Annotated in this window: 22 protein-coding genes; 5 read left to right on the top strand and 17 right to left on the bottom strand. The window is 59.0% G+C overall.

What is annotated here, in order from left to right; translation table 11 throughout:
• Positions 1-126: 126 nt before the first annotated feature.
• The 10 genes from ACE1BR_RS16915 to ACE1BR_RS16960 all read right to left on the bottom strand — a co-directional run bounded on the left by ACE1BR_RS16915 (position 127) and on the right by ACE1BR_RS16960 (position 9,358).
• Positions 127-852: a copper homeostasis protein CutC gene (locus tag ACE1BR_RS16915; RefSeq protein ID WP_374872306.1), complete on the bottom strand. Its 726-nt coding sequence runs from the start codon at positions 850-852 to the stop codon at positions 127-129.
• A gap of 42 nt (positions 853-894) precedes the next feature.
• Complete coding sequence (locus tag ACE1BR_RS16920) at positions 895-1,797, bottom strand: ROK family protein (protein WP_374872308.1); 903 nt, start codon at positions 1,795-1,797, stop codon at positions 895-897.
• Between the two features lie 107 nt (positions 1,798-1,904).
• Positions 1,905-2,411, bottom strand: a complete 507-nt coding sequence (locus ACE1BR_RS16925; RefSeq protein ID WP_374872310.1) for a GNAT family N-acetyltransferase — start codon at positions 2,409-2,411, stop codon at positions 1,905-1,907.
• Positions 2,399-3,205: a M48 family metallopeptidase gene (locus ACE1BR_RS16930; protein WP_374872312.1), complete on the bottom strand. Its 807-nt coding sequence runs from the start codon at positions 3,203-3,205 to the stop codon at positions 2,399-2,401. Before ACE1BR_RS16930 ends, ACE1BR_RS16925 begins: the two co-directional genes overlap by 13 nt.
• A gap of 179 nt (positions 3,206-3,384) precedes the next feature.
• On the bottom strand, positions 3,385-4,359 hold the full coding sequence (locus ACE1BR_RS16935) for a PstS family phosphate ABC transporter substrate-binding protein (RefSeq protein ID WP_374872314.1): 975 nt from the start codon (positions 4,357-4,359) through the stop codon (positions 3,385-3,387).
• Positions 4,360-4,536: 177 nt separating this feature from the next.
• Positions 4,537-5,832, bottom strand: coding sequence for a phosphate regulon sensor histidine kinase PhoR (phoR, locus tag ACE1BR_RS16940; protein WP_374872316.1), 1,296 nt, complete (start codon positions 5,830-5,832; stop codon positions 4,537-4,539).
• Positions 5,833-5,840: 8 nt separating this feature from the next.
• The gene (gene phoB / locus ACE1BR_RS16945) at positions 5,841-6,530 is read right to left on the bottom strand and encodes a phosphate regulon transcriptional regulator PhoB (RefSeq protein ID WP_033115756.1); all 690 of its coding nucleotides are present in this window, start codon (positions 6,528-6,530) and stop codon (positions 5,841-5,843) included.
• A 102-nt stretch (positions 6,531-6,632) separates the two neighbouring features.
• Positions 6,633-7,046, bottom strand: a complete 414-nt coding sequence (locus ACE1BR_RS16950) for a VOC family protein (RefSeq protein ID WP_374872318.1) — start codon at positions 7,044-7,046, stop codon at positions 6,633-6,635.
• Between the two features lie 64 nt (positions 7,047-7,110).
• Positions 7,111-8,391: a GGDEF domain-containing protein gene (locus tag ACE1BR_RS16955; protein ID WP_374872320.1), complete on the bottom strand. Its 1,281-nt coding sequence runs from the start codon at positions 8,389-8,391 to the stop codon at positions 7,111-7,113.
• A 142-nt stretch (positions 8,392-8,533) separates the two neighbouring features.
• Positions 8,534-9,358: a helix-turn-helix transcriptional regulator gene (locus tag ACE1BR_RS16960; protein ID WP_374872374.1), complete on the bottom strand. Its 825-nt coding sequence runs from the start codon at positions 9,356-9,358 to the stop codon at positions 8,534-8,536.
• A gap of 99 nt (positions 9,359-9,457) precedes the next feature.
• Here ACE1BR_RS16960 and ACE1BR_RS16965 point away from each other — a divergent pair, with 99 nt between their 5' ends.
• The gene (locus tag ACE1BR_RS16965; RefSeq protein WP_374872322.1) at positions 9,458-10,357 is read left to right on the top strand and encodes a DMT family transporter; all 900 of its coding nucleotides are present in this window, start codon (positions 9,458-9,460) and stop codon (positions 10,355-10,357) included.
• An 81-nt stretch (positions 10,358-10,438) separates the two neighbouring features.
• Here the strand turns inward: ACE1BR_RS16965 and ACE1BR_RS16970 are convergent, their stop codons facing one another.
• From ACE1BR_RS16970 to ACE1BR_RS16990, 5 genes are all read right to left on the bottom strand, one after another.
• Entirely contained in the window at positions 10,439-11,134 is a 696-nt protein-coding gene (locus ACE1BR_RS16970) for a response regulator (RefSeq protein WP_111805413.1), read from the bottom strand.
• Positions 11,135-11,137: 3 nt separating this feature from the next.
• Positions 11,138-12,706 carry an ATP-binding protein gene (locus tag ACE1BR_RS16975; protein ID WP_374872324.1) on the bottom strand — a complete coding sequence of 523 codons (1,569 nt, stop codon included), beginning with the start codon at positions 12,704-12,706 and terminating at the stop codon, positions 11,138-11,140.
• A 17-nt stretch (positions 12,707-12,723) separates the two neighbouring features.
• Positions 12,724-14,274, bottom strand: a complete 1,551-nt coding sequence (locus tag ACE1BR_RS16980) for an NAD-dependent malic enzyme (RefSeq protein WP_374872326.1) — start codon at positions 14,272-14,274, stop codon at positions 12,724-12,726.
• A 22-nt stretch (positions 14,275-14,296) separates the two neighbouring features.
• Positions 14,297-15,613, bottom strand: a complete 1,317-nt coding sequence (locus ACE1BR_RS16985; protein ID WP_374872328.1) for a 2-hydroxycarboxylate transporter family protein — start codon at positions 15,611-15,613, stop codon at positions 14,297-14,299.
• A 521-nt stretch (positions 15,614-16,134) separates the two neighbouring features.
• Positions 16,135-16,305, bottom strand: coding sequence for a hypothetical protein (locus ACE1BR_RS16990; protein ID WP_374872330.1), 171 nt, complete (start codon positions 16,303-16,305; stop codon positions 16,135-16,137).
• A 292-nt stretch (positions 16,306-16,597) separates the two neighbouring features.
• Here ACE1BR_RS16990 and ACE1BR_RS16995 point away from each other — a divergent pair, with 292 nt between their 5' ends.
• From ACE1BR_RS16995 to ACE1BR_RS17010, 4 genes are all read left to right on the top strand, one after another.
• Positions 16,598-17,116, top strand: coding sequence for a MarR family transcriptional regulator (locus ACE1BR_RS16995; RefSeq protein WP_374872332.1), 519 nt, complete (start codon positions 16,598-16,600; stop codon positions 17,114-17,116).
• A gap of 1 nt (position 17,117) precedes the next feature.
• Positions 17,118-18,173: an HlyD family secretion protein gene (locus tag ACE1BR_RS17000; RefSeq protein WP_374872334.1), complete on the top strand. Its 1,056-nt coding sequence runs from the start codon at positions 17,118-17,120 to the stop codon at positions 18,171-18,173.
• Between the two features lie 100 nt (positions 18,174-18,273).
• On the top strand, positions 18,274-19,302 hold the full coding sequence (locus ACE1BR_RS17005; protein WP_374872376.1) for a DUF2955 domain-containing protein: 1,029 nt from the start codon (positions 18,274-18,276) through the stop codon (positions 19,300-19,302).
• A 321-nt stretch (positions 19,303-19,623) separates the two neighbouring features.
• Positions 19,624-19,980: an MliC family protein gene (locus tag ACE1BR_RS17010; protein ID WP_374872336.1), complete on the top strand. Its 357-nt coding sequence runs from the start codon at positions 19,624-19,626 to the stop codon at positions 19,978-19,980.
• Positions 19,981-20,025: 45 nt separating this feature from the next.
• On the opposite strand, the gene ACE1BR_RS17015 is transcribed toward ACE1BR_RS17010, so the two are convergent.
• Both ACE1BR_RS17015 and nrdG read right to left on the bottom strand, forming a co-directional pair.
• Positions 20,026-20,415: an energy transducer TonB gene (locus ACE1BR_RS17015; RefSeq protein WP_374872338.1), complete on the bottom strand. Its 390-nt coding sequence runs from the start codon at positions 20,413-20,415 to the stop codon at positions 20,026-20,028.
• A 184-nt stretch (positions 20,416-20,599) separates the two neighbouring features.
• On the bottom strand, positions 20,600-21,109 hold the full coding sequence (gene nrdG / locus ACE1BR_RS17020) for an anaerobic ribonucleoside-triphosphate reductase-activating protein (RefSeq protein WP_374872340.1): 510 nt from the start codon (positions 21,107-21,109) through the stop codon (positions 20,600-20,602).
• Between the last annotated feature and the right edge of the window lie 23 nt (positions 21,110-21,132).

The raw sequence follows: 21,132 nt of genomic DNA on the forward strand, positions 1-21,132 counted from the left end.
CCCCGTCAGTGGGAGGAACTTCACACAAGAAGCGGATGAACGCCGCCCAACGGCGGCGCTCTGCTTAACCGCGATCCCGCAAGGCTCTGACGACCGCGAGCCTAGAGAAGCACCATCCGGCTTTCCTCACGCCTTGTCGAGCAGCGATCTGACTGCTGCAACCTTGGCACCGTCGGTGATATTGACCCGACCATCGTCTGACGTGCCCATGTTGACACCATGGGGCACCATGCCGCCACGCCAGCCCATACCGGACATATGCACTTCGCTCACCCCGGTAAATTCGATAATGGTGCGCACGTTATCGGCATTGACCCCAGCCCCAGGCATCAGGCTGGCGCGGCCTGCCAATACCTGATGCATCTCCTGCAGGGTTTCCAATCCTGCCAGTGCTGTCGCCGCGTGTCCTGAACTCAGAATGCGTTCGCAACCGGCGGCGACTATGGTCTCCAGATCCAGTCGCCAGTCAGAGGAGAGGTCGATGGCGCGATGGAAGGTGACCCCCAGCGGGCCTGCTGCATCTACCAGCTGTTTGAGTTTGGCGGCAGGCACCCGCCCCTCCTCATCAAGCAGACCAACCACCACCCCTTGCAGGCCCGCAGCGCGAGCGGCCGCGATATCCAAGAGCATCATCTCGAACTCGCCGTCGTTGAAACAAAAATCCCCGGCGCGAGGACGGATCATGGCGTACACCGGCACGGTGGCGTGACGGGCAGCCAGTTGCATAAAACCATAGGAAGGCGTAAGCCCCCCCAGTCCCAGTGCAGAGCAGAGCTCGATGCGATTCGCGCCAGATTGCTGGGCGGTAAAGAGGGATTCCAGATTGTCGATACAGATTTCAAGACGGGTCATGAGGACTCCTTTAATCGGGGAGATCAGACCCCACATCTGATCTCATAAATTAAGCAAGGCGGCGCCGCGCACCCCACCGGCACCACCGAAGCGGGCCTGGCGGATCTCGGGCAACGCCACACCGGGCAGCAAATGACCGGGCAGACGCAGCGGCAACTGTTCATAAAGTGCGGGCAGGCCGCTGAGCCCCCCGCCCAACACCACCACCTCGGGATCAACCACCGAAATGGCAGTGGCAAGTCCGGCGGCCATAATCTCCAACCAGCAGTCGACGGTCTCGACCGCATGGGGCTCATGGGCCTCGAAGCGCCCCACAATCTGGTGACCCGTGGCGCGCTGGCCATGGAAGTGGTGATAGAGACGCTCCAGACCGGTGCCGGATGCATAGGTTTCAAAACAGACCAGACGGCCACAGCCGCAGCGAGGACGGGGCAGATCGGGGTACTTCATCAGCATGGTAGCAGGCAGGGGGTAGTGACCAATCTCGCCAGCCAGCCAGTTACGCCCCTGGATAAGCTTACCCCCCAGATAGACGGCGCCGCCGATACCGGTGCCGATAGTGACGCCGAGCGCACTGCCTGCGCCGTCGGCCGCCCCCTGATGTACTTCGGACCAGAGGAAACAGTTGGCATCGTTATCGACCTTGACCGGCCGCTCCAGCAGCTCCGCCAAATCGGCATCCAGATGGCGACCATTGATGGCGGGAAGATTGGCCGCCACTATGCTGTGGTCGTGGCTGTTGATGACACCGGGGAAACCGATGCCGACCGAGCCTCTGGCACCGAAGCGGGCATCCGCCTGTTCGACCCGACTACGGATCAACTGCTGCAGCCCTGCGTAATCGTTGCCAGGTGTGCTCATTCGCTCTTCGTGGCAGAGGTTCAACGCACCGTCATACACCGCAAAGGCAATCTTGGTTCCACCGATATCAAAGCCGTAATACATGCCCGCACTCCCTTGTCAGCCCGTGTTCATCCAACTCTGTTCAGGGGGGACATTGTATTAATTCGCAAAAAAAATAAAGTGACCGGGGGCGAAAAACGGGAGAGAAATCAGAGCAAACGACTCATTTGTCGCTGCAGGCAGGGCTGACCAAGGCTGGTCAGGACGCGCTCCTGACCATCGAAAACGAAGCCGCGACGCAGGTAGAACCCCTCGCCAATGTGATTACCGTCGAGCAGCCACAATTTGACGCGGCCACAACCAGCGCGACGCATCTGCATCGCCACCGCCTGCCACAGCCGTTTGCCATAGCCTTGCCGCCAGTGATCGGGATGGAGGTAAAAGGCGCGGATCAGGGCGCAGTTCTGCCCCTCTTCCTGCTGTGATTGCCAGTAAAGCAGGCCAATTACCACTTCATCGAGGCAGAGCAGCATGGGCCTTGGGCCGGGCTCCGCCAGACGACGCTGCCAGATCTGCAGGTGAGCGCTGACATCCAGCTGCTCAAGCATATCGGCACCGAGCACCTGACCATAGGCAGCGAGCCAGCTGGCCCGCTGCACCACCGTCATGGCGGCAGCATCTTCGCTACGCGCCATGCGCAAGCTTATGCCTTGCATTGGGGCACCAGACCGTTGGCTCGCGCCTGCTCGTAGAGCGGCAACACTTGAGCCTGTTGTGCCTGCAACTCGGCGATCCGGTTCTCGTTACTCGGGTGGGTGGAGAGCAGCTGTGGTGGCGTGTTGCCACCGGCGGCGGCACTCATGTTCTGCCACAGCGGAACAGCCTCAGCCGGATTGAACCCGGCACGGGCCATCAGCTCCAGCCCCAGCCGATCCGCTTCACTCTCCTGAGTACGGCCATAAGGCAGCATGATGCCCACCTCTACCCCCAGTCCGAGCGCAGCCATGGTGGCGCCACTATACTCACTCCCCCCCATGGCGATATCTGCCGCCGCCAGACCAATACCGGCCAGCTGACTGCGGGAGAGCCGCTCGTTGGAGTGCTGGGCCAGCACATGGGTCAACTCGTGGCCGATGACGGTCGCCAGTTGATCCTGATTCTTGGCCACCTTGAGCAGGCCGCTATAGACCCCGATCTTGCCGCCAGGCAGGGCAAAGGCGTTGACCTGGCGGGAGTCAAACACCACCACTTCCCAACTGGTAATGCCATAACTGGCAGGCACCTGAGCGGTCACCGCCTTGGCAACACAGGAGACATAGGCATTGAGTTTGGCATCCTTGCTCACCTTCTCCTGCTGCTTCATCTGCTCAAAGGAGTCGGCGCCCAGCTGGTTCATCTGCTGGGGAGAGTAGAGCAACATCTGGCTACGACCAGTTGGCGACTGGGCGCAGGCGACCAGCAGGGAACTGCAGAGGGCTACCAGGCCAAACTTGGTGAGGGACGCAATCATGAAAGGATCCTTTGCCATAACAATGCCCTATTCTCGGAAATGCCGCCCCGCGACGCAAGGGAGCCATCCTCCGGTACGTCGAAAAAGATCCCGGGGCAACCATTAACAACACAGATATCACTCAAAACAAAACGAGCCCGTAGCGGGCTCGTTGTTCATCACATCTTGGCAGCGGGCAGTTACATGATGCCGAGCTTTTTGAGGTCGGCCTGTGCGACCTTGGCCGGTACCGGCACATAACCATCTTTGGCTACGATGCCCTGACCCGCCTTGGAGAGCATCATTTTGACAAACTCCTGCTCCATTGGAGAAAGCGGCTTGTTCGGATGCTTGTTAACGTAAACGTAGAGGAAGCGGGAGAGCGGATACTTGCCGGTGATGGCGTTGTCAGCATTCGCTTCGATAAAGGTCTTGCCATCCTTGGAGAGCGGGACGGCGCGTACGCCGGAAGTGACATAACCGATGCCGGAGTAGCCGATACCGTTCAGGGAGGCAGAGACAGACTGCACCACGGAGGCAGAACCCGGTTGTTCGTTCACGCCGCTCTTGAAGTCGCCGTTACACAGGGCGTGCTCCTTGAAGTAACCGTAGGTACCGGATACCGAGTTGCGACCGAACAGTTGCAGATCCTTGCTGGACCAGTTGCCATCCAGACCCAGATCAGACCACTTGGTGGCCGCCTTGGCTTCGCCGCACTTGAGGGTGCTGGAGAAGATGGCGTCGATCTGCGGCATGGTCAGCCCCTTGATGGGGTTGTCCTTGTTGACGAACACGGCCAGCGCATCGACCGCTACGCGGATGGCAGTCGGCTTGTAACCGTAACGCTTCTCGAATGCTTCCTCTTCACCGGCCTTCATGGCGCGGCTCATCGGGCCAAACTGGGCAACACCCTCGGTCAGAGCGGTCGGCGCGGTAGAGGAGCCGGCAGCCTGGATCTGCACGTTGACGTTGGGATACATGCGCTTAAATTCTTCAGCCCACAGGGTCATCATGTTGGCCAGGGTATCCGAGCCGACAGAGGACAGGTTGCCCGAGATGCCGCTGGTCGGGGTGTATTCCGGCAGGTTTTTATCGACACCATAGGCCAGGGTGCTGGCAGAAAACAGGGTTGCTGCGGTGAATCCGATTACACCAGCCAGTTTGTTGAGTTTCATCCAATCTCTCCAAAGTTACAGAAGGTCCGTTCTTAAAACGGCGCCAGTATCTGACCTGGCAGTGACAAATTTATGGATTTAATGTGACACTTTAATGACATGGTGGCGCTTTTGTTTAAATGGCAAAGGGCTGCCAACGCAGCCCTGCCGGTATATCTAACGCCTTGTCATAAAAGACTATTTTATCACTACCATCCGGCCGGGGATGAGAAAGCTGAAGCGACTGCCGAAGCCAACCCGGCTCTCGATGTCGAGCTGGCAGTCGTGATGACTCAAGGCGTGCTTGACGATGGCAAGGCCAAGACCGGAGCCGCCGGTATGGCGAGAACGGGCGCGGTCAACCCGATAGAAGCGTTCGGTCAGCCTGGCCAAATGTTCAGGCGCGATCCCCTCCCCCTCATCGCTCACGGCAAACAGCGCCATCGCCCCCTGCTTGCGCCACTCCACGCTAATTTTGCGCCCAGCCGGGGTGTAATTGATTGCGTTGTAGACCAGATTGGAGACGGCGCTGCGCAACTGCTCCTGATCGCCGCGCACCAAGAGGTTGGGCTGCACCACGAACTCGATCTGGTGGGCCCGTTCGCCCGAGAGTGCCCGCGCCTCCTGCTCCAGCAGCCCCAGCATGGCGGGCATGTCCACCAGATGGGAGAGATCCACCGAGGGGGCCGCCTCGATACGGGACAGGGTGAGCAACTGATTGACCAGATTATCCATCCGGATGGTCTGCTCCATCATCACCTTGTGCGCCTTGGCCCACATGGCGGGCGGGGGCGGCTCTTCAGTCATCTCCAGATAGCCCTTGAGCACGGTCAGCGGGGTGCGCAGCTCGTGGGAGACGTTGGAGACGAAGTGCTTGCGGGTCTTCTCGAGACTGCGCAGGCGGGTGACGTCCCGCACCACCAGCATCGCCTGATCTTCGGCATAGGGCATGATGCGGAACTCGAGAAACCGCTCTTCGTTGACCGGTGAAGCCAGCTCAAGGGGCTCGTCATAAACCCCTTTTCCCAGATAGGCGGCAAAGGCGGGATTGCGAATGAGGTTGCCAATATGCTGACCGGCATCCTCCGGCCAGCGAAAACCGAGCAACTGCTCCGCCAGTCGGTTGCACCAGAGGATGCTGCCATCATCGCGCAGCACTACGGCAGCATCGGGCAGTGCCTCGGCCCCCTCCCGAAAACGGCGGATAAGACCTGCCAGCTCGCGGCGCCGCGCGCGGTGACGCTGCTGCAACTTGTAAATGCCGTTGAAGATATGCTCCCAACTGCCTTTGCCATTGGGAGGAACCAGGCTGCGGTCGTGCCACAACCAGTCAGACAGCCGTTTCTGGAAGCGATAGTGCCACCCCAGATGGAGTACAGCGGCCACCAGCAGGCTGAGGGAAAGATGATCAATCAGCCAGCCGACCAATGCGAAGGGCGCGTAGAAAAACGCCATCCGCCACAGTTGTCGCCGCCAGGCATAAGGTTGCAACATAACGGCCTCTAGAGACGGGTTGAGAAGCGGTATCCGGCTCCACGCACCGTCTGGATCAATCTGTCATGCCCGGTCTCTTCGATCGCCTTGCGCAGGCGGCGAATATGGACATCCACGGTTCTGTCCTCGACGTACACATTGGTACCCCAGACATTGTTGAGCAGCTGCTCGCGGCTGTAGACCCGCTCGGGATGGGTCATGAAGAAGTGGAGCAGCTTGAATTCGGTTGGCCCCATGTCGAGCGCCCTCTCTTCGGCGCTGACCCGGTGGGAGACGGGATCCAGTTTAAGACCCTGCACCTCGATCACTTCGTCCACCGAGGTCGGAGAGACGCGGCGCATCACCGCGTGAAGACGGGCGGTGAGCTCCTTGGGCGAGAACGGCTTGGTGATATAGTCGTCTGCCCCCGCTTCGAGGCCACGGACCTTGTCCTCCTCCTCACCACGTGCGGTCAGCATCACCACCGGGATCTGGCGGGTCACTTCATCCTGCTTGAGCTGCTTGATGAACTGGATACCGCTGCCACCAGGCATCATCCAGTCGAGCACGATGAGTTCCGGGTAGGGTTCGCGCACCTTCGCCAGTCCATCGGCAAAATCTTCCGCTTCAATCGTCTCATATCCCTTCTGTTCCAGCACGAAACAGAGCATTTCGCGGATCGGTGCTTCGTCCTCGACCACCAGAATTCGCTTAGCCATTCCCTTCTCTCTCCTCTATGAAGATGGGTGCGCCAATTATTAGAACTTTCTGTGACACTTTTATGACTATGACCGGCTACGGGATGATAAACGTTTTCAGATTCAGTTGGCAGCAGCACGTTGCAGCAGGTCCCAACGGTTGCCACTGATATCCTCGAACACCACGACCATGCCGTAGGGTTCGTCGCGAGGCTGTTCACAAAAATGGACTCCGTACGCCTGCATCCGCTGGTAATCAGCCCAGAAGTCATCGGTCTCGAGGAACAGAAATACCCGTCCGCCCCCCTGCTGACCGATGGCGGCCTGCTGCTGCGGATTCGCGGCTTGCGCCAGCAACAGGGCTGAGCCGGGGGCACCTTTGGGGGCAACGCGCACCCAGCGTTTGCCCGGCTTGCCCGGCTCATCGAGCGCGGTGTCCTCCAGCAGCTCAAAACCCAAGCCCTGAGTAAAGAAGGTGATGGCCTCGTCATAATCGGCCACCAGCAGGGTCAGAGCCCCCAGGAATTGTCGTGTCATATCAGCTTGCTCATATAGAAAAAGAGGTTCATAGACAGCGGCACGATGTTTTCATGCACCGCGATTAATTGCAGGCCACCCGATTGCGCCCCTGCGTCTTGGCCTGATAGAGCGCCTCATCGGCACGCTTGAGTACCTGATCCAACGATTCATTCGTCCGTTCGGCCACTCCGAACGATGCCGTCACCCGCAAGGCAAGCGGCCATTGAGGGCAGGACTCCAGAGCGGCGCGCAGCCGTTCGGCCAGGGCACAGGCTCGCAGCGCATCGTAATGAAGACAAACCAGCACAAACTCCTCCCCGCCCCAACGCACCAGATGGCAGAGAGCATCGCAGTGCAGCAGGATCTTGCTGACCAGATGCTTGAGCACTTCGTCACCGACCGGATGGCCATGGGTATCGTTGATCAATTTGAAGTGATCCACATCGATATAGATGAAGGAGCACGCCAGCTCACCGAGCTCGGCCAGCAACCGTTCACCACCCAGTCGATTGAGGGCGCCGGTCAAGGGATCGTAGCAAGCCAGCTCGCGCGAGCGGCGGCTCTCTTCGCTCAGGCTCCGGTTGAGCGCCTCCACCTCCAGTTTGGCTTGATGGGCATGCTGCAAACGCTGCTTCATGGCGAGATGGTTGATCAGCAAGACCCCACTGCCATAGATAAACCAGACCAGCAGGATCAGTCGGTAGAACAGGGTGGGATCAAGCCAGGGGCCGTGAAACTGCAGCTCCTCGATCACGACCCTGTGCACGCCCGGCAACATCTCTGAACCGGCAACAATCTCCATCGCATATACCCGATGCAGATCGGGCCCCTGCCGCTGGAGCGGTACCTTGTAGCGCTTAATCCACCAGGTCGCTGGCGTAAACACATCCAGCGGCACCTCATGCTCTTGGCCATAATCGGCTGGTCGAAAGATGATCTCGTTAAACTTGGGCTGCACGGGATCATCGCTCTGGTCGTATACCGGATTGAAGTTGCGCAGATAGAAACGCCAATCCTGCTCGCCGCTCCCGGTCACGCTCAACCGGATATGAAGGGTCGCAAAACGAGCCAGATTAATCCCCTGGTCGCGGGAGGTAAGGGTGAGGATCAGACCACAACCAGGATAACTGGCTGGACTGGTGACAAGAGTACACTCCACCCCCGGATGCCCCTCTACCGAAGGGCGGTAACGAGCCACCCCGGATGCAGCATCCGCTGGCTGCTGCACGGCCACGGTGAGCGGCCACGCCTTGATATCCAGCACCCGCTCGGGGCCGAACTCGAACAGCAGTATGGCGCAGCCGGTGAGCACCAGCAGATACCAGAATAGCGACTCGGCAAAACGGGAGCTGGAAGCAATCATGCTTACCCCATCGCATCAAATGTGGATGCACGAACCAGAAGATGGGGGCGGGCGACTCGCCTTCGCCCCATAGTGGCTTGCGCTAACAAGACCCTTATAATAACGCCTGAAACGATAAGAAACATGTCACTTATCAAGATGTTTACAGCGCTGCGTCACCTTTTCCCACCATCGCGCTGCCACGCTCAGCCGACTGCTGGCGATAACGCTGGGGTGAACAGCCCAACTCGCGATTGAACATGGCGATAAAGGCAGAGGTAGAGCCATAACCGAGCCGCCAGCTGATCTCCTGGATCGGCAAATCCCCTTTCAGCCATGCCAGCGCCTTGAGCAGCCGCAGACGCGCCCGCCACTGACCAAAGCTCATGCCCAGCTCCCGCAGACAGCGCCGCGCCAGAGTGCGCTCAGTGGTATGCAACTGCCCGGCCCACTGGGCCAGAGTGCGATGATCTGCAGGATCCTGGTGCAACACTGCCAGCATGGGGGCCAACAGTTTATCCTGACTCATCGGCAGGTAACTCTCCTGACAGCGAGTGCCAGCCAGCCGCTCGACCAGCAACTCGGCCTGCCGTTGATCCCACTCATCCATCATGTGACCTACCCGGCGTTCGCAAAAATCGTTCAGCAGGGCGCGGATCAGCGGGGTCAACAGCAGCAATCTGGGCTCTGGCGGCAGCTTGGCCGCCTGCTCGTGACTGACGTAGATGGAGGTGTAGTCAAGCGCCTGTTCGTTATAGGCGGCATGCTCCAGATCCGCAGGCATCCAGATCAGATAGTCTGCTGGCGCCACCAGCCGCTGTTCACCTAACGCCATCTCCATCACCCCCAGACTGATCATGCTGAGCTGCCCCCAGGGGTGAGAGTGCAGTGAGGTAATACTGTCCGCCCGCAACTGCTGATAACGGAAATAGAGCGGATTGGGCGCGGGCAATTCGCTGTCAGTGGGATGATAGTGATGGGCCACCATGGTGGGTTGTCCTTTCTTCAGGATCATTTGTCTTTTTTACGCTACTTAACATCAGAAAGACAAGGTTAGACTTGCCCCCTGCTAATTAAGGAGCCTCTGATGCGAATCTTTTCCCCCCTCCTCTTTCCGCTGATGGCGGTGCTGATCTGGGCTACCAACACAGTAGTCTCCAAGGCCGCGGCCAGCGTACTTGATCCTGCTGCCATCTCTTTCTACCGCTGGGTGATCGCCGCTCTGGCGCTGACTCCTTTCTGTCTGCCCCAACTGTTGCGCCGCCGTCACGAAATCCGCCCCTGGTTTGGCAAGCTGCTGGTGCTGGCGGCGCTGGGCATGGTGCTGTTCCAATGCCTCACCTACTACGCGGCCCATAGCACCTCGGCGACCAATATGGGGGTCATCGGCTCGCTAGTTCCACTGCTCACCCTGTTGTTGAGTACTCTCTTCTTCGGTCAACGCCCCGGCAAACAGGCGCTGGCAGGCATGATCATCTCGCTGTTCGGGGTATTCTGGCTGTTGAGCAAGGGCCAGCCGCTGGCGCTGTTGCACAACGGCATCAACCCCGGTGATGGCATGATGCTGCTGGGCTCTGTCAGCTACGCCCTCTACGGACTGCTGATCCGCCGCTGGCAGCTGCCGTTCGGCCCCTGGCTCAATCTCTATATGCAGATCCTGCTGGCAGTATTGCTGCTGGTACCGGTTGCTCTAAGTGCCGATTCGCTGGCGGTACCGGCCGAAGGGTGGGGGCTGGTGTTGTTTGCCGGACTCGCCTCCTCCCTGCTGGCCGCCTATAGCTGGATGCGTGCACTCGTCTGCCTCGGGGCAGCTCGCGCCTCAGTCTTTATGAACCTGCTGCCACTCTGTACTGCCCTGATCGCCGTTATCACTCTGGGGGAGCCAATCCACGGCTATCACCTGCTGGGCGGTGGCCTCATCATCGGCGGGGTGATCGCCTCCCAGTGGAAGAGGCGTGCTCCGCTGGTCGCCAGCGAAGCCACCTGAGATCACACCTCATCAAGTAACAACAAGGGAGCCGCTGGCTCCCTTGTTGTTTACACGTGCGTGTTGGCATCCACCGGGGTCTCAGCCCGCCCTACGCCAACGGTAGCGCCGCTCCGGCCGCCCCCGCTGACCATAGTTGAGATCCACATCCACCCGATCTTCCGACTCCAGATACTCCAGATAGCGGCGCGCCGTGGTGCGGCTGAGCGACAAGCGCAGCGCCACCGTGTCGGTGGAGAAGACGTTCTCCGGTTCACCGGCCAGCAGATCCAGCACCTGACGCAGGGTAATGCTGTCGATCCCTTTGGGGGTGACACGCATCTCCTTGATCTGGGAGCGTCCCCCCTTGCCCAGCAGTTTGTCGAGATCTTCCTGCTCCAACCGGCCACGCTCGCACAACCGGCTGTGCAGTTGCAGGATCTCGTCCAGACTCTGCTGGATGCGAAACAGTCGCAATGGCTTGATGACGTAGTCATGAACCCCCAGATTGAGGGCCTGCTGGATGGTCTCTACATCCCGCGAGGCGGTCACCATGATGACATAGGCTTCGCGGTTGTGGCTGCGCAAGCGGCTCACCCACTCGAGGCCGGAGCCGTCAGGCAGGGAGACATCCACCAGCAGCAGTTGGGGCACCACACCGGCCATCATGGCATCGGCTTGAGCCAGGGTGCCAGCCCGCCCCAGCAGGGAGAAACCGGAGGTAGCCGCCACCAACTCTGACAAGATGGCACCGATCCGATCGTCATCTTCAATAACAAGCGTGATTATTGGGTCCATGGCTCACATTAATTGGTTTTTATTCAAGTAGATACCAAACAGGGTGGTCTGTTCGGCAGTTCGCCGCCATTCTATCACACCCTCGCGCCGACCTACTGTCTCCTTGACCAGAAAGAGGCCTACCCCGTGATCGCCGCTCTGACGACTCACACCGTAATCAAACAGATGATCAGCCAGATCTTCGTCAACCCCTTCACCACTGTCCTCCACTTCGATCACCAGTCGCCGCCCCACGTCACAGAGAGAGAGCAATACCCGGGGCGGACGCTGCTGGCGGTTGCGCCAGGCCGCCTGCAGGCCGTTGTCCAGCAGGTTACCAATGAGAGTGATGAGATCGGCCGAGACTGAAGCCGGATACTCCGCCAACGCCGAATCGGGATCGAGTTCCAGCGTCACCCCCAACTCGCGGGCCCGGCTGAACTTGCCGAGAATAAGCCCCGCCACCGGCTTGTTATCGATCAGCCGCAACAGCTCCTGCAGCATGGTCTGGCACGCCTCGTTCTCCTGCTGGATCAGCTCCACCGCCTGATCCACATGACCCAGTTGCAGCAGGCCGGAGAGGCTGCTCAGCTTGTTGGCAAACTCATGGCTCTGCATCCGCAGCATCTCGGCATACTGGCGCAGGTGGGTCACCTGCACCCCGAGACTGGCCGCCACTTCAGGACGACTGAAAATAAGCAGCCGCCCCGGCGTCTTGCCCTGCACCGCCTGCCAACGGCCAACAAAATCATCGCCCTGAATGGTGAAACTCACCTCGCCCGCCTCCTGCTCCAGACAGGGAGCGAGAGGGGGTACCAGCTCGGGCAACGATTGCCCCAGCAGGGCATGACGCCCGGTGGCGGGTAACCGCAGCTGATAGCTGGCAGTGCTGTTGATCATGCTGATATTGCCGCTGCTATCGAGGGCGATGACCCCCTCGGTGATATGTTCCAGCACCAGATCTTGAAGGGTGAAGCGGCGCACTATGGTCTCGGGCTCCAGATCGAGCAAGGTCTTGCGCAGCAGATATTGAACCCAGAGCGCCAGCAGCAAGCCGCACCCCAGCACGGCCACGATGGCACAGATGAGCAGGGCAACCCGCTCCATATATATGCCCTCGACCTTTTGCATCAAATAGCCGACCACCACGGCCCCCATGGTGCGGCCATCCGCCCCCAGCACCGGTGAGAAACAGCGGATCGCCAGCCCCATGGTGCCCCGATCTCTGGAGCAGTAACTGCGCCGCTCCTGCAATGCTGGCCAGATATCCTCCCCCCGGAACTTCTGGCCGATCAATTCGGGGCGGGGATGGCTGAGACGACGACCATGCTCGTCAGTCACCACCATATAGGTGGCATCGGTACGGCTGCAGATCCCCTCCACATAGTCGCGCAGGGTCGGGTCACTGCCCTGCTGCAGGGCAGTGACCACTCGGGTATCCGCGGCCAGAATACGAGCCAAATCGCCGCCTTTATCCTCCAGATTGCTCTCCAGAATATGGCGAATGAACAGTGCGAGCAGACTGCCCAGAATGATGATCAGCAGCAGGGAGAGCCCCAAAGAGAGGGTGACCAGCTGATGGCGAAGTTTCATGCACAAACCTTAAAACGTCAGGACGCAACCCAATAGTGCGGATGCCACCAGGTCTGGTCAATCAAAGGTGACGGATCACCGCTAAAATCGGCCAATCCCTCCTCACGGGCGCAGAGCGCCACCGCCCTGGCGACCGCGCGGGCCACCTCCCCCACCTGCTCGATGGGGGGCAGCAATCGCCCAGTCAGCAGCGGATAGGCACCGACCGCCCGAACCGCGGCCAGCAACATGCCATCGCTGATGCGGCGCGCCTTGACGGCGCAGGCTCCGAGGCCAATCCCCGGAAAGACATAGACGTTGTTGCACTGGGAGACCACCCGCCGCTCGCCCGCTACCGTCACCGGCGCAAACGGGCTGCCGGTGGCCAGCAGGGCGCGGCCATCGGTGGCGGCCCACACCTGCTCGGGCGTTGCCTCGGCGCTGCGGGTCGGGTTGGAGAGCGGCAGGATCACCGGCTGCTCGCACACCTCGCCCATCGCCTGCAGCACCTCTTGAGTAAAGAGGCCACCCTGACCGCTCACCCCGATCAGCACCGCCGGTCGCACCTGACGGATGGTCTCCAGCAGCGAACCGCAGGCCTCGCTCACCTCGCGGGCAAAGGGCTGCTGGGCGCGGGTCAGAGTGGCACGATCGCGGCAGACCACCCCATCCTGATCAAACAGCCAGACCCCGCTGTGACTCCCCGCCAGCTGGGCCAGCATGGCAGCAATGCCGCAACCGGCCGAGCCAGCACCGACGATCAGCACGGGCGCATCGCACAGAGCAGTACCCGCCTGCTGCAACCCGGCCAGCACGCAGGCAGAAGCGACCGCCGCCGTCCCCTGAATGTCATCGTTGAACATGCAGAGCTCGTCGCGATAGCGGCTCAGCAGGTTGGCGGCGTGCTTGCCGGCAAAATCTTCAAACTGCAGTACTACCTGCGGCCAGCGCTTGCGAATGGCAGCCACCACCTTGTCCATGAAGTGGTAGTAGCTCTCGCCGTCGATGCGCGGGGATTGCCAGCCGAGGTAGGAGTCATCCTCCAGCAACTCGGGGTTGTTGGTGCCCACATCAACGCACAGCGGCAGGGTGCGCGCCGGGTTGATGCCACCCGCGGCAGAGTAGAGCGCCAGCTTGCCGATGCAGATCCCCATGCCGCCGATACCGAGATCGCCGAGCCCCAGTACCCGCTCGCCATCGGAGATGACGATCACGTCCACCTCCTGCTCCACCGACTCGAGGATGTCGTCAAGATCGTCCCTGTCATGCCAGGAGAGATAGAGGCCGTGGCTGCGCAGATAGAGGTCGCTGTGACGCTGACACGCCTCCCCCACCACCGGGGTATAGATGATCGGCAGCAGCTCCGGCAGGTGGTGGCGCACCAGATCGTAAAAGAGCACCGGGTTGTCCTCCTGCAGCTGGCGCAGCAGCAGATGCTGGTCAAACGGACTCTGCATGGCGCTGACCAACCGGTAGATCCGGCGTCGCTGCTGGGAGAGGGACTCCTCCTTGTGGGGCATGCGACCCCGCACGCCCTGACGCTTGCGTTCGGCATAGGGGAGGCTGGTGCCCATCATGATGTCGTTCATGTCTGTTTCCTGTATTCAGTGATCAAGCGAGCAGAGAGATAAGCGCGGTAGCCAAAATCAGCATCACGGCACCGCCGAGACGGGAGGAGATCTGGGCAAAGGGCATCAGCTTCATCCGCTGAGCCGCCGAGAGCACGGCTACGTCGCCAGTACCGCCCATGTTGGCCATGCAGAGTCCGCCGGTGATGGCTGCCTCGATGGGATAGAAGCCAATCATCTTGCCGACCAGCGCGGCACCGAGGGCACCGCCAATCACGGTCACCATGACCAGCACGAAGTAGCTGATGGAAAAAGCGCTGATCAGCTCCGGAATACTGGTGTAGGCGACACCGATCCCCACCAGCAGCGAGGGGGTCAGGTTGCTCACCACAAACTGATACCAGTCGGCCGCCGCCTGCTCATAACGGCGCGGCAGCACGCCGCTCACCTTGATAAAGGCGACCGCCAGAATCATCAGGGCGAAGGGGTGCATGGGGATAAAGTTGCCAAGCAGCGAGCCCAGTACAAACATGCTGGAGCTGATAAACAGGCCCATCCCCAGACTCTGCAGAGTCGGCGCTTCGGCCTGCTCGTCAGCGATGCGCTGGCTATTCTCTTTGACCATCAGCTTGCCGTTGCCGGTCAGGGAGGGGTAGCGGCGACCAAGGCGCGCCAGCAGGGAGCCCACCAGAATGGCCAGGGTGTTGGCGATCACCACCGCCGGTACCATGCGTGACAGCAGATCCGCACTGGACATCTGCATCGGGCCGGAGAGGATCTCCACCAAAGGCACCGCGCCCGCCCCCATGCCGCCGCCCATGATCGGCAAACCAATGAGCAGCACCGCATTCTTGAAGCCGTACCCCATCAGGGAGCCGACCAGACCAACGCTCAGCAGCGCCAGCGCGACGCCGCCAAGAATGACCGGCAGATAGCGCATGGCGGCATTTTTCAGCAAAGCGCCGCTCATGCCGAACACAGAGCCGGTAACCAGGCTGGCGATAAAGAAGTTGAGAAAGCCCCCCTCCTTCATAAAGTTGGTGATGACCTGTCCGGCCTGCACCGGCAGCAGCTGATATTCGAACAGGGCAGCACCGCCGAAGATGGCGAGGATGGTGCCGCCCCCCAGATATTCACGGATCGGCATGATCCGCTCACCCAGCTCGGTCAGCAGGGTACCCAGCACGAACATCAGCGCCAGCGCCCCGACCATGCCGAGCGGAAGCGAACCGTTCCAGCCGGAAAAGAGAACGCAGGTCGCCAACCCGAGAAATATAAAGAGCGGCATACCGGCAATTTGGTGGCCGCCCATAAAAGCGGCCTTTTCTTGTGTGGTTTGTAGGGTAGAGAGGTTTTTCATTGTTATGGTCTCTGCGTGTGATTGTGGCCGCTACTTTATTGATCCCCCTCGCCCTTGTCGGTTAGCCAGGCTGCAAAGCCATATAAAAACATTAAAAACTTAAACATCATGGTGCCGCCAAACTGCGCAGCTCAATAGATCACCATGCCACCGAAATCCGACCCGACAAGGAAATTGGAATAGAAAACGAGCGACATGAATAGCGGTTATTTTGGTGATCAGCAGTAATAGTGATGCGATGATCTATCCCCTTTCGGGAAATAACAGAGTCAGATGGCAAACCCTGCGACCATTTATCCTCACAAAACCTGTGAGTGATTATCCGCAGGTCACGTCATCGCGATGATGCGAGCGCCACGGCAGGCCGTATCAAGGTTTGTGCGAGAGCGCAGGCAGCAAGCCAAGCGAGATGAAAAATGGTGGGAGGAGAGATACAAGGAAGATCATTGAAATAGTGATGAGTCAAGCCAGCGAACACCACAGCACTGGCTTGAGCTCACAAGGTTCACACACGGTCAGGTCTATTCTGCCAACAACATTGGAATATTGGCGGGGTCAAAATCATGACTGATATCGGTACTGCTGACCGCATCATCCCGATTCACGCCATAAGGTGACTCTGCACCATATTCCCTATCACTCAGCAGAGTTTCAATTGCCAGATACACACATCCACTGTCATATCCATCCACAACCCGTTTCCCCCTTTTTTATAACCCCATCTATATTAGCGGATAAAAAATGAGCCGCTCGCTGAACCTGAAAATTTTCTGAAAATAGTGGCCAATATCACCAAACCGGCATGTGGAATCCCGCTAAGCAAATAGCTGTGACCCATATTCACCAGGAACAGAAATTCAGATTCCGATGAACCTCATTTTCTTCCCTGATAGCCCAGCCTGAAAAGATGGCGCATCATTGCCATTTACTTAGCCTGCTAACTAAGTATAATGCTTAGCATGCTAAGTAAGTCGAGAGGACTAAATGACGGATCTGGAAAGGTTGCGCGAGCTATCGCTCGCCGAGCAAGTGGCACGTATGCACCGATTATGGCGCACCGCGGCCGAGCTGGAGCTTGCTCCTTTGGGTCTGACCCATCCCCGTTGGAGTGCACTCTGGCGACTCTCTCGCATGGGAGGCAATGTCAGCCAAAAAAACCTGGCCAATGCCCTCGAAATAGAGCTCCCGTCTCTGATGCGTACCCTGGGCCAGCTGGAGGAGCAAGGGCTGATCGAGCGCCACTGCTGCAGTCAGGACAAACGAGCCCGCATCGTGAGCGTCACACCATCTGGTCAAAAGCTGCTCGATCAACTTTCCGATCACTTCATGAAACTGCGCAGAGAGCTGCTGGGAAATATAGATGAGCAGACGCTGCGTCTGTTTGAAGAGACGGTGCAACAGATCTCGGCCAATGCCATTAGCAAAATCGAACAACACCAAGATAAACAGGTCGGAGACGAGCTCAGCCCGTCCAATGCCGAGGCTGCAGAAGAGAGAGAATAAGATGACCCCGGATCAACAATTTGCCCGCTGGATCAAATGGTCCATCGCTGGCTTTGCAACACTTTTTGCCTATTTTCTGATGGCAGATCTGCTGATGCCCCTCACCCCCCAGGCAATGGCAACCCGGGTTGTCACCAAACTGGCGCCTCAGGTTAGCGGCAAAGTAATCGATGTCGCTGTTCACAATAACCAGCGAGTAAAAAAGGGAGACCTGCTATTTACCCTGGCTCCAGAACCATTCGAACTGGCCGTGGAGCAGGCACAACTGGCACTGGCTCAAGCTGAGCAACAAAACCACGAGCTGGATGCCGCCCTGACCGCAGCCGCCGCCGACATCAACGCCAGAGAGACCCTTGCCAGCCAGAGATGGCGGGAAGCGGAACGGACAGATGCCCTGTTCCAGCGCCACATGATTTCTCTGCAACAAAAAGATGAAGCCGACAGCGCCCTGCGCAGTGCCCAAGCCAATCTGCGGGCGAGTCAGGCAAAACTGGCACAGCTCAAAGCGAGTCGCGGCTTGGGAGGCGATGACAATCTGTTGTTGCGCCAGGCTCGCAACAAACTGGCACAGGCAAAGCTGGCACTCGCTTACAGCCGGGTACATGCAGATCAGGATGGCACCATCACCAACCTGCAGCTTAAACCAGGCAGCATAGCCACCACGGGTAACCCCCTGCTGGCGCTGGTATCAGAGCAGGTAGACGTGATCGCCGATTTTCGGGAGAAGAGCCTGCGCTATGTTGGGGAGAATACCCGGGCACTGGTTGCCTTCGATGGGAAACCGGGCCAGCTCTACGCTGCACGGGTGAGCAGCATGGATGCCGGCGTCAGTGCTGGCCAGTTTGATGCCAACGGTCGGCTGGCAGCACCGGTGGAATCGGATCGCTGGGTGCGGGATGCCCAACGGATGCGCCTGCATCTGGAGCTGGACACTATGCCAAGCAACCTGCCAGCCGGGGCCCGGGCGACCGTCCAGTTGCTGCCAGAAAATCCGCTGACCGCCCTGCTGGCTCGTGGCCAGATCCATCTGCTCAGTCTGCTGCACTATGTCTACTAATACTGGGTCTACTGATACCGTGTCGACTAATACCGCAGGAGCTATCCACTCGGGCTCCTCTCCTGCCAGCGGGCCGACTCGTTCAACCGGTGAAGCGCTCATCAATCTCTGGCACCGGCCCCTTACGACCAACGACTTGCGCCAGTGTCTGCGCATCGCGTTTGGCTGTACCACGGGATTTTTGCTATGCAAGCTGTGTAACTGGAATTACGGGGTTTTCTACACGGTCACGCCCATGCTGTTGCTGGGCATTGTCCCCGTGATGAACGGCCATGCCGCACGCCAGATTATTGCCGCATCATCTATCAGTGGACTGGAAGTGGGATTACTGGGAGGGCTATTTGGCAGTCATCCGGGGTTGATGACACCGATCGCCTTTCTGCTGTTTTTCTACCGGTTTACTGCCATGTCGCGGGGCAGCCTGTTTCTGTTCGGTGCCTATGGCGTGCTGACGCTCAGCATCATGCTGCACTTTGCCAGCTACCCACAGCTCAATCTCAATGAGCTGATCTTCAACAACTTCAGAGCCTGTGTCTTGTCGGTGTTAATTGCCTACACAATGACCGCACTCATACCGGATGTAACAGAGCGCCCCAAACATGTGCCACATCCCAAGGCCCCGCACAGAATGCGCCATGAGGCCCTGTTAGGCGCCACTGTCGCAACCCTCTCGTTTCTTACCTTTCAGGTTCTAAACCTAAACGATTCCCTGTCGGCACAAGCAGCAACCATCCTGATGCTGTTTCCCATGCACTGGAATGGAGCCCTGAGTGATGCCAAAAAACGGGCCATGGGAACCCTGCTTGGCGCGACATTCGGGCTGCTCGGTCAAATAGTGCTCTATGACTGGTCTGGCCAGCTACTGCTGATCGCACCGCTACTCTGGCTCGGGGCCATGCTGTTCAGTCACGCTCACGTAAAAGAGGCAAGCGGGTCTGGCGTAGGTTTTGGCGCAACCACCACCCTGGGCATTCTGTTCGGCCAGTCTCTCACCCCGGGTAACGATCTGGTGTTCAGTGCCTTCTACCGGGTAAGCAGCATACTGTGCGCCATCATCGCTACGCTGGTAGCCTGTTACCTCATTCACCAGTTACTCAACCGCTTTGAAGCAACCCGTTTCGGACATTGACAGCGGTTGTCGGCCCTGAGTTTTCAGCGCAAAGAGCCACTCACATTTCCCCCGCCTGATGGCGGGGCTTTTTGAGCTGTTGCTTTGGATCCACAGTGCCAGACAGGTGCTAACCACGCTAATTCAGGCCGTATCTAAACCAAGAGCCGCCGAACCCAGAGCACTTGCTGAAAAAATGGCAGAGTTACCCCCTTGGCCGACAGCACGCAGCGCCTCTCTCCCCATCCGGACATCAAGCGACGCAACAATTGCACAAAGGGATTACAGCGGTACATCAAGCTGGTAGGCTCAGGGCCGTATGACATCCAAGGAGCCGCAACCATGAATAATGCTCATCTGATGGTCGCCAGTGCACTGGTGCTTGGCCTGCTCACCGGCTGCAGTCAGGGCAATAGCCTCACCGTCACCGGTGGTGACCCCATCAGTTACCAGTGTGAACAAGGTAAAAAGGTGCAGGTGCGCTACTTCTCTCTCTCCGACGATAGCCTCAACTTTATCAAGCTGTCGCTGCCGGACGGCAAGGACTATACCCTGCCCCAGGCAATGTCCGCTTCAGGAGCACGTTATACGGACGATCACGAAGCCGTCTGGTGGAACAAGGGGGATGAGGGCTTTGTCGAAATGCGTGACGACAACGGTGAGTGGCAGACCGTCTATCGCGACTGCAAACAACAATAAACGTGACCCCGGCCTGGCCGGGGTCTCTGCTGCAATGAAGGAGGATCAGTTTATCTCGATGTCGAAGCGATTGGTCACCTCGACTGGCACCGCATCCGGATTGTCATCTCCCGGGCTGTAACGCATCCGGGAGAGGGTCGCCAGCGCGCTCTGCTCCAGTTCACCCGGGGGCTCCGCGGCCACCACCACCGGCTTGATCGGTCTGCCATTGGAGTCGATCAGATAACGTACCTCCACATACCCTTTCACCGGTTTGACAGGAAATTCTGGCTCATCCTCGCCAAAAAATGAGAACTGGCGATCCTGTATCCAGTAACGGGAGAGCTGATCAAGCGGGATCGCGATCGGCGTGCGATCCTGTGCGACCTCCGGCCGGGAGGTACACCCCAACAGCAGTGACAGCATGGCCCCCAGCCACAATCCCCTTGATATCATGTAACGCTCCTTGTCTCTCTGTACCGCCTGTCGGCTGGCTGACAATACACTGGTCAGTGACCAATCCTACCGAAAAAGTCTCCATATGGACATAAACAAAAGGCCAATCCGCGAGGATTGGCCTTAGGGTCATGATGCAGTCAACAAATAGCTGTGTTGCAGGCGGTGAGGCCCCAGACAAGGTTCAGGAAGCAAACAGACAGGGGATCCGCTCGCCACTCTCGCGCCAGGCATTGAGGTCGTGGATCTGCTGATTGCTGCTGCCCCGCCAGAGCAGACCGGGATCAGCCAGCGCTTTCTCAAACCGGCCATCCACCAGCACATCAAGTAAGGCCACCAGCTCGCGCTGGACAACCGAGAGTTCGCCAAGCTGGTAACCGGTCCAGCACCAGATATCCTTGCCCGGACACTCGGCACGCACCCGCTGCACCAGCGCCAGTACGTAGGGCACATTGGCCGGGTGGAGCGGATCACCGCCGGAGAGCGATAGCCCGCGCCGCTTGATGCGCGTGTCATTGAGGTCGCTAATGATGCGATCGCTCATCGCCTCATCAAACGGCAGACCACCATCGAGCCGCAACGTGCTCTGGTTATAGCAGCCAGGGCACTGGTGCTCGCACCCCGAAACAAACAGAGTAGCGCGGGTGCCGGGGCCGTTGATCACATCGACCGGATAGTATTTGTGGTAATGCATCACTTGTTTCCTGCTTCGTTCAC

This window comes from Aeromonas sp. MdU4, from assembly GCF_041929505.1.
In the GTDB taxonomy this organism is placed as follows: Bacteria; Pseudomonadota; Gammaproteobacteria; order Enterobacterales; family Aeromonadaceae; genus Aeromonas.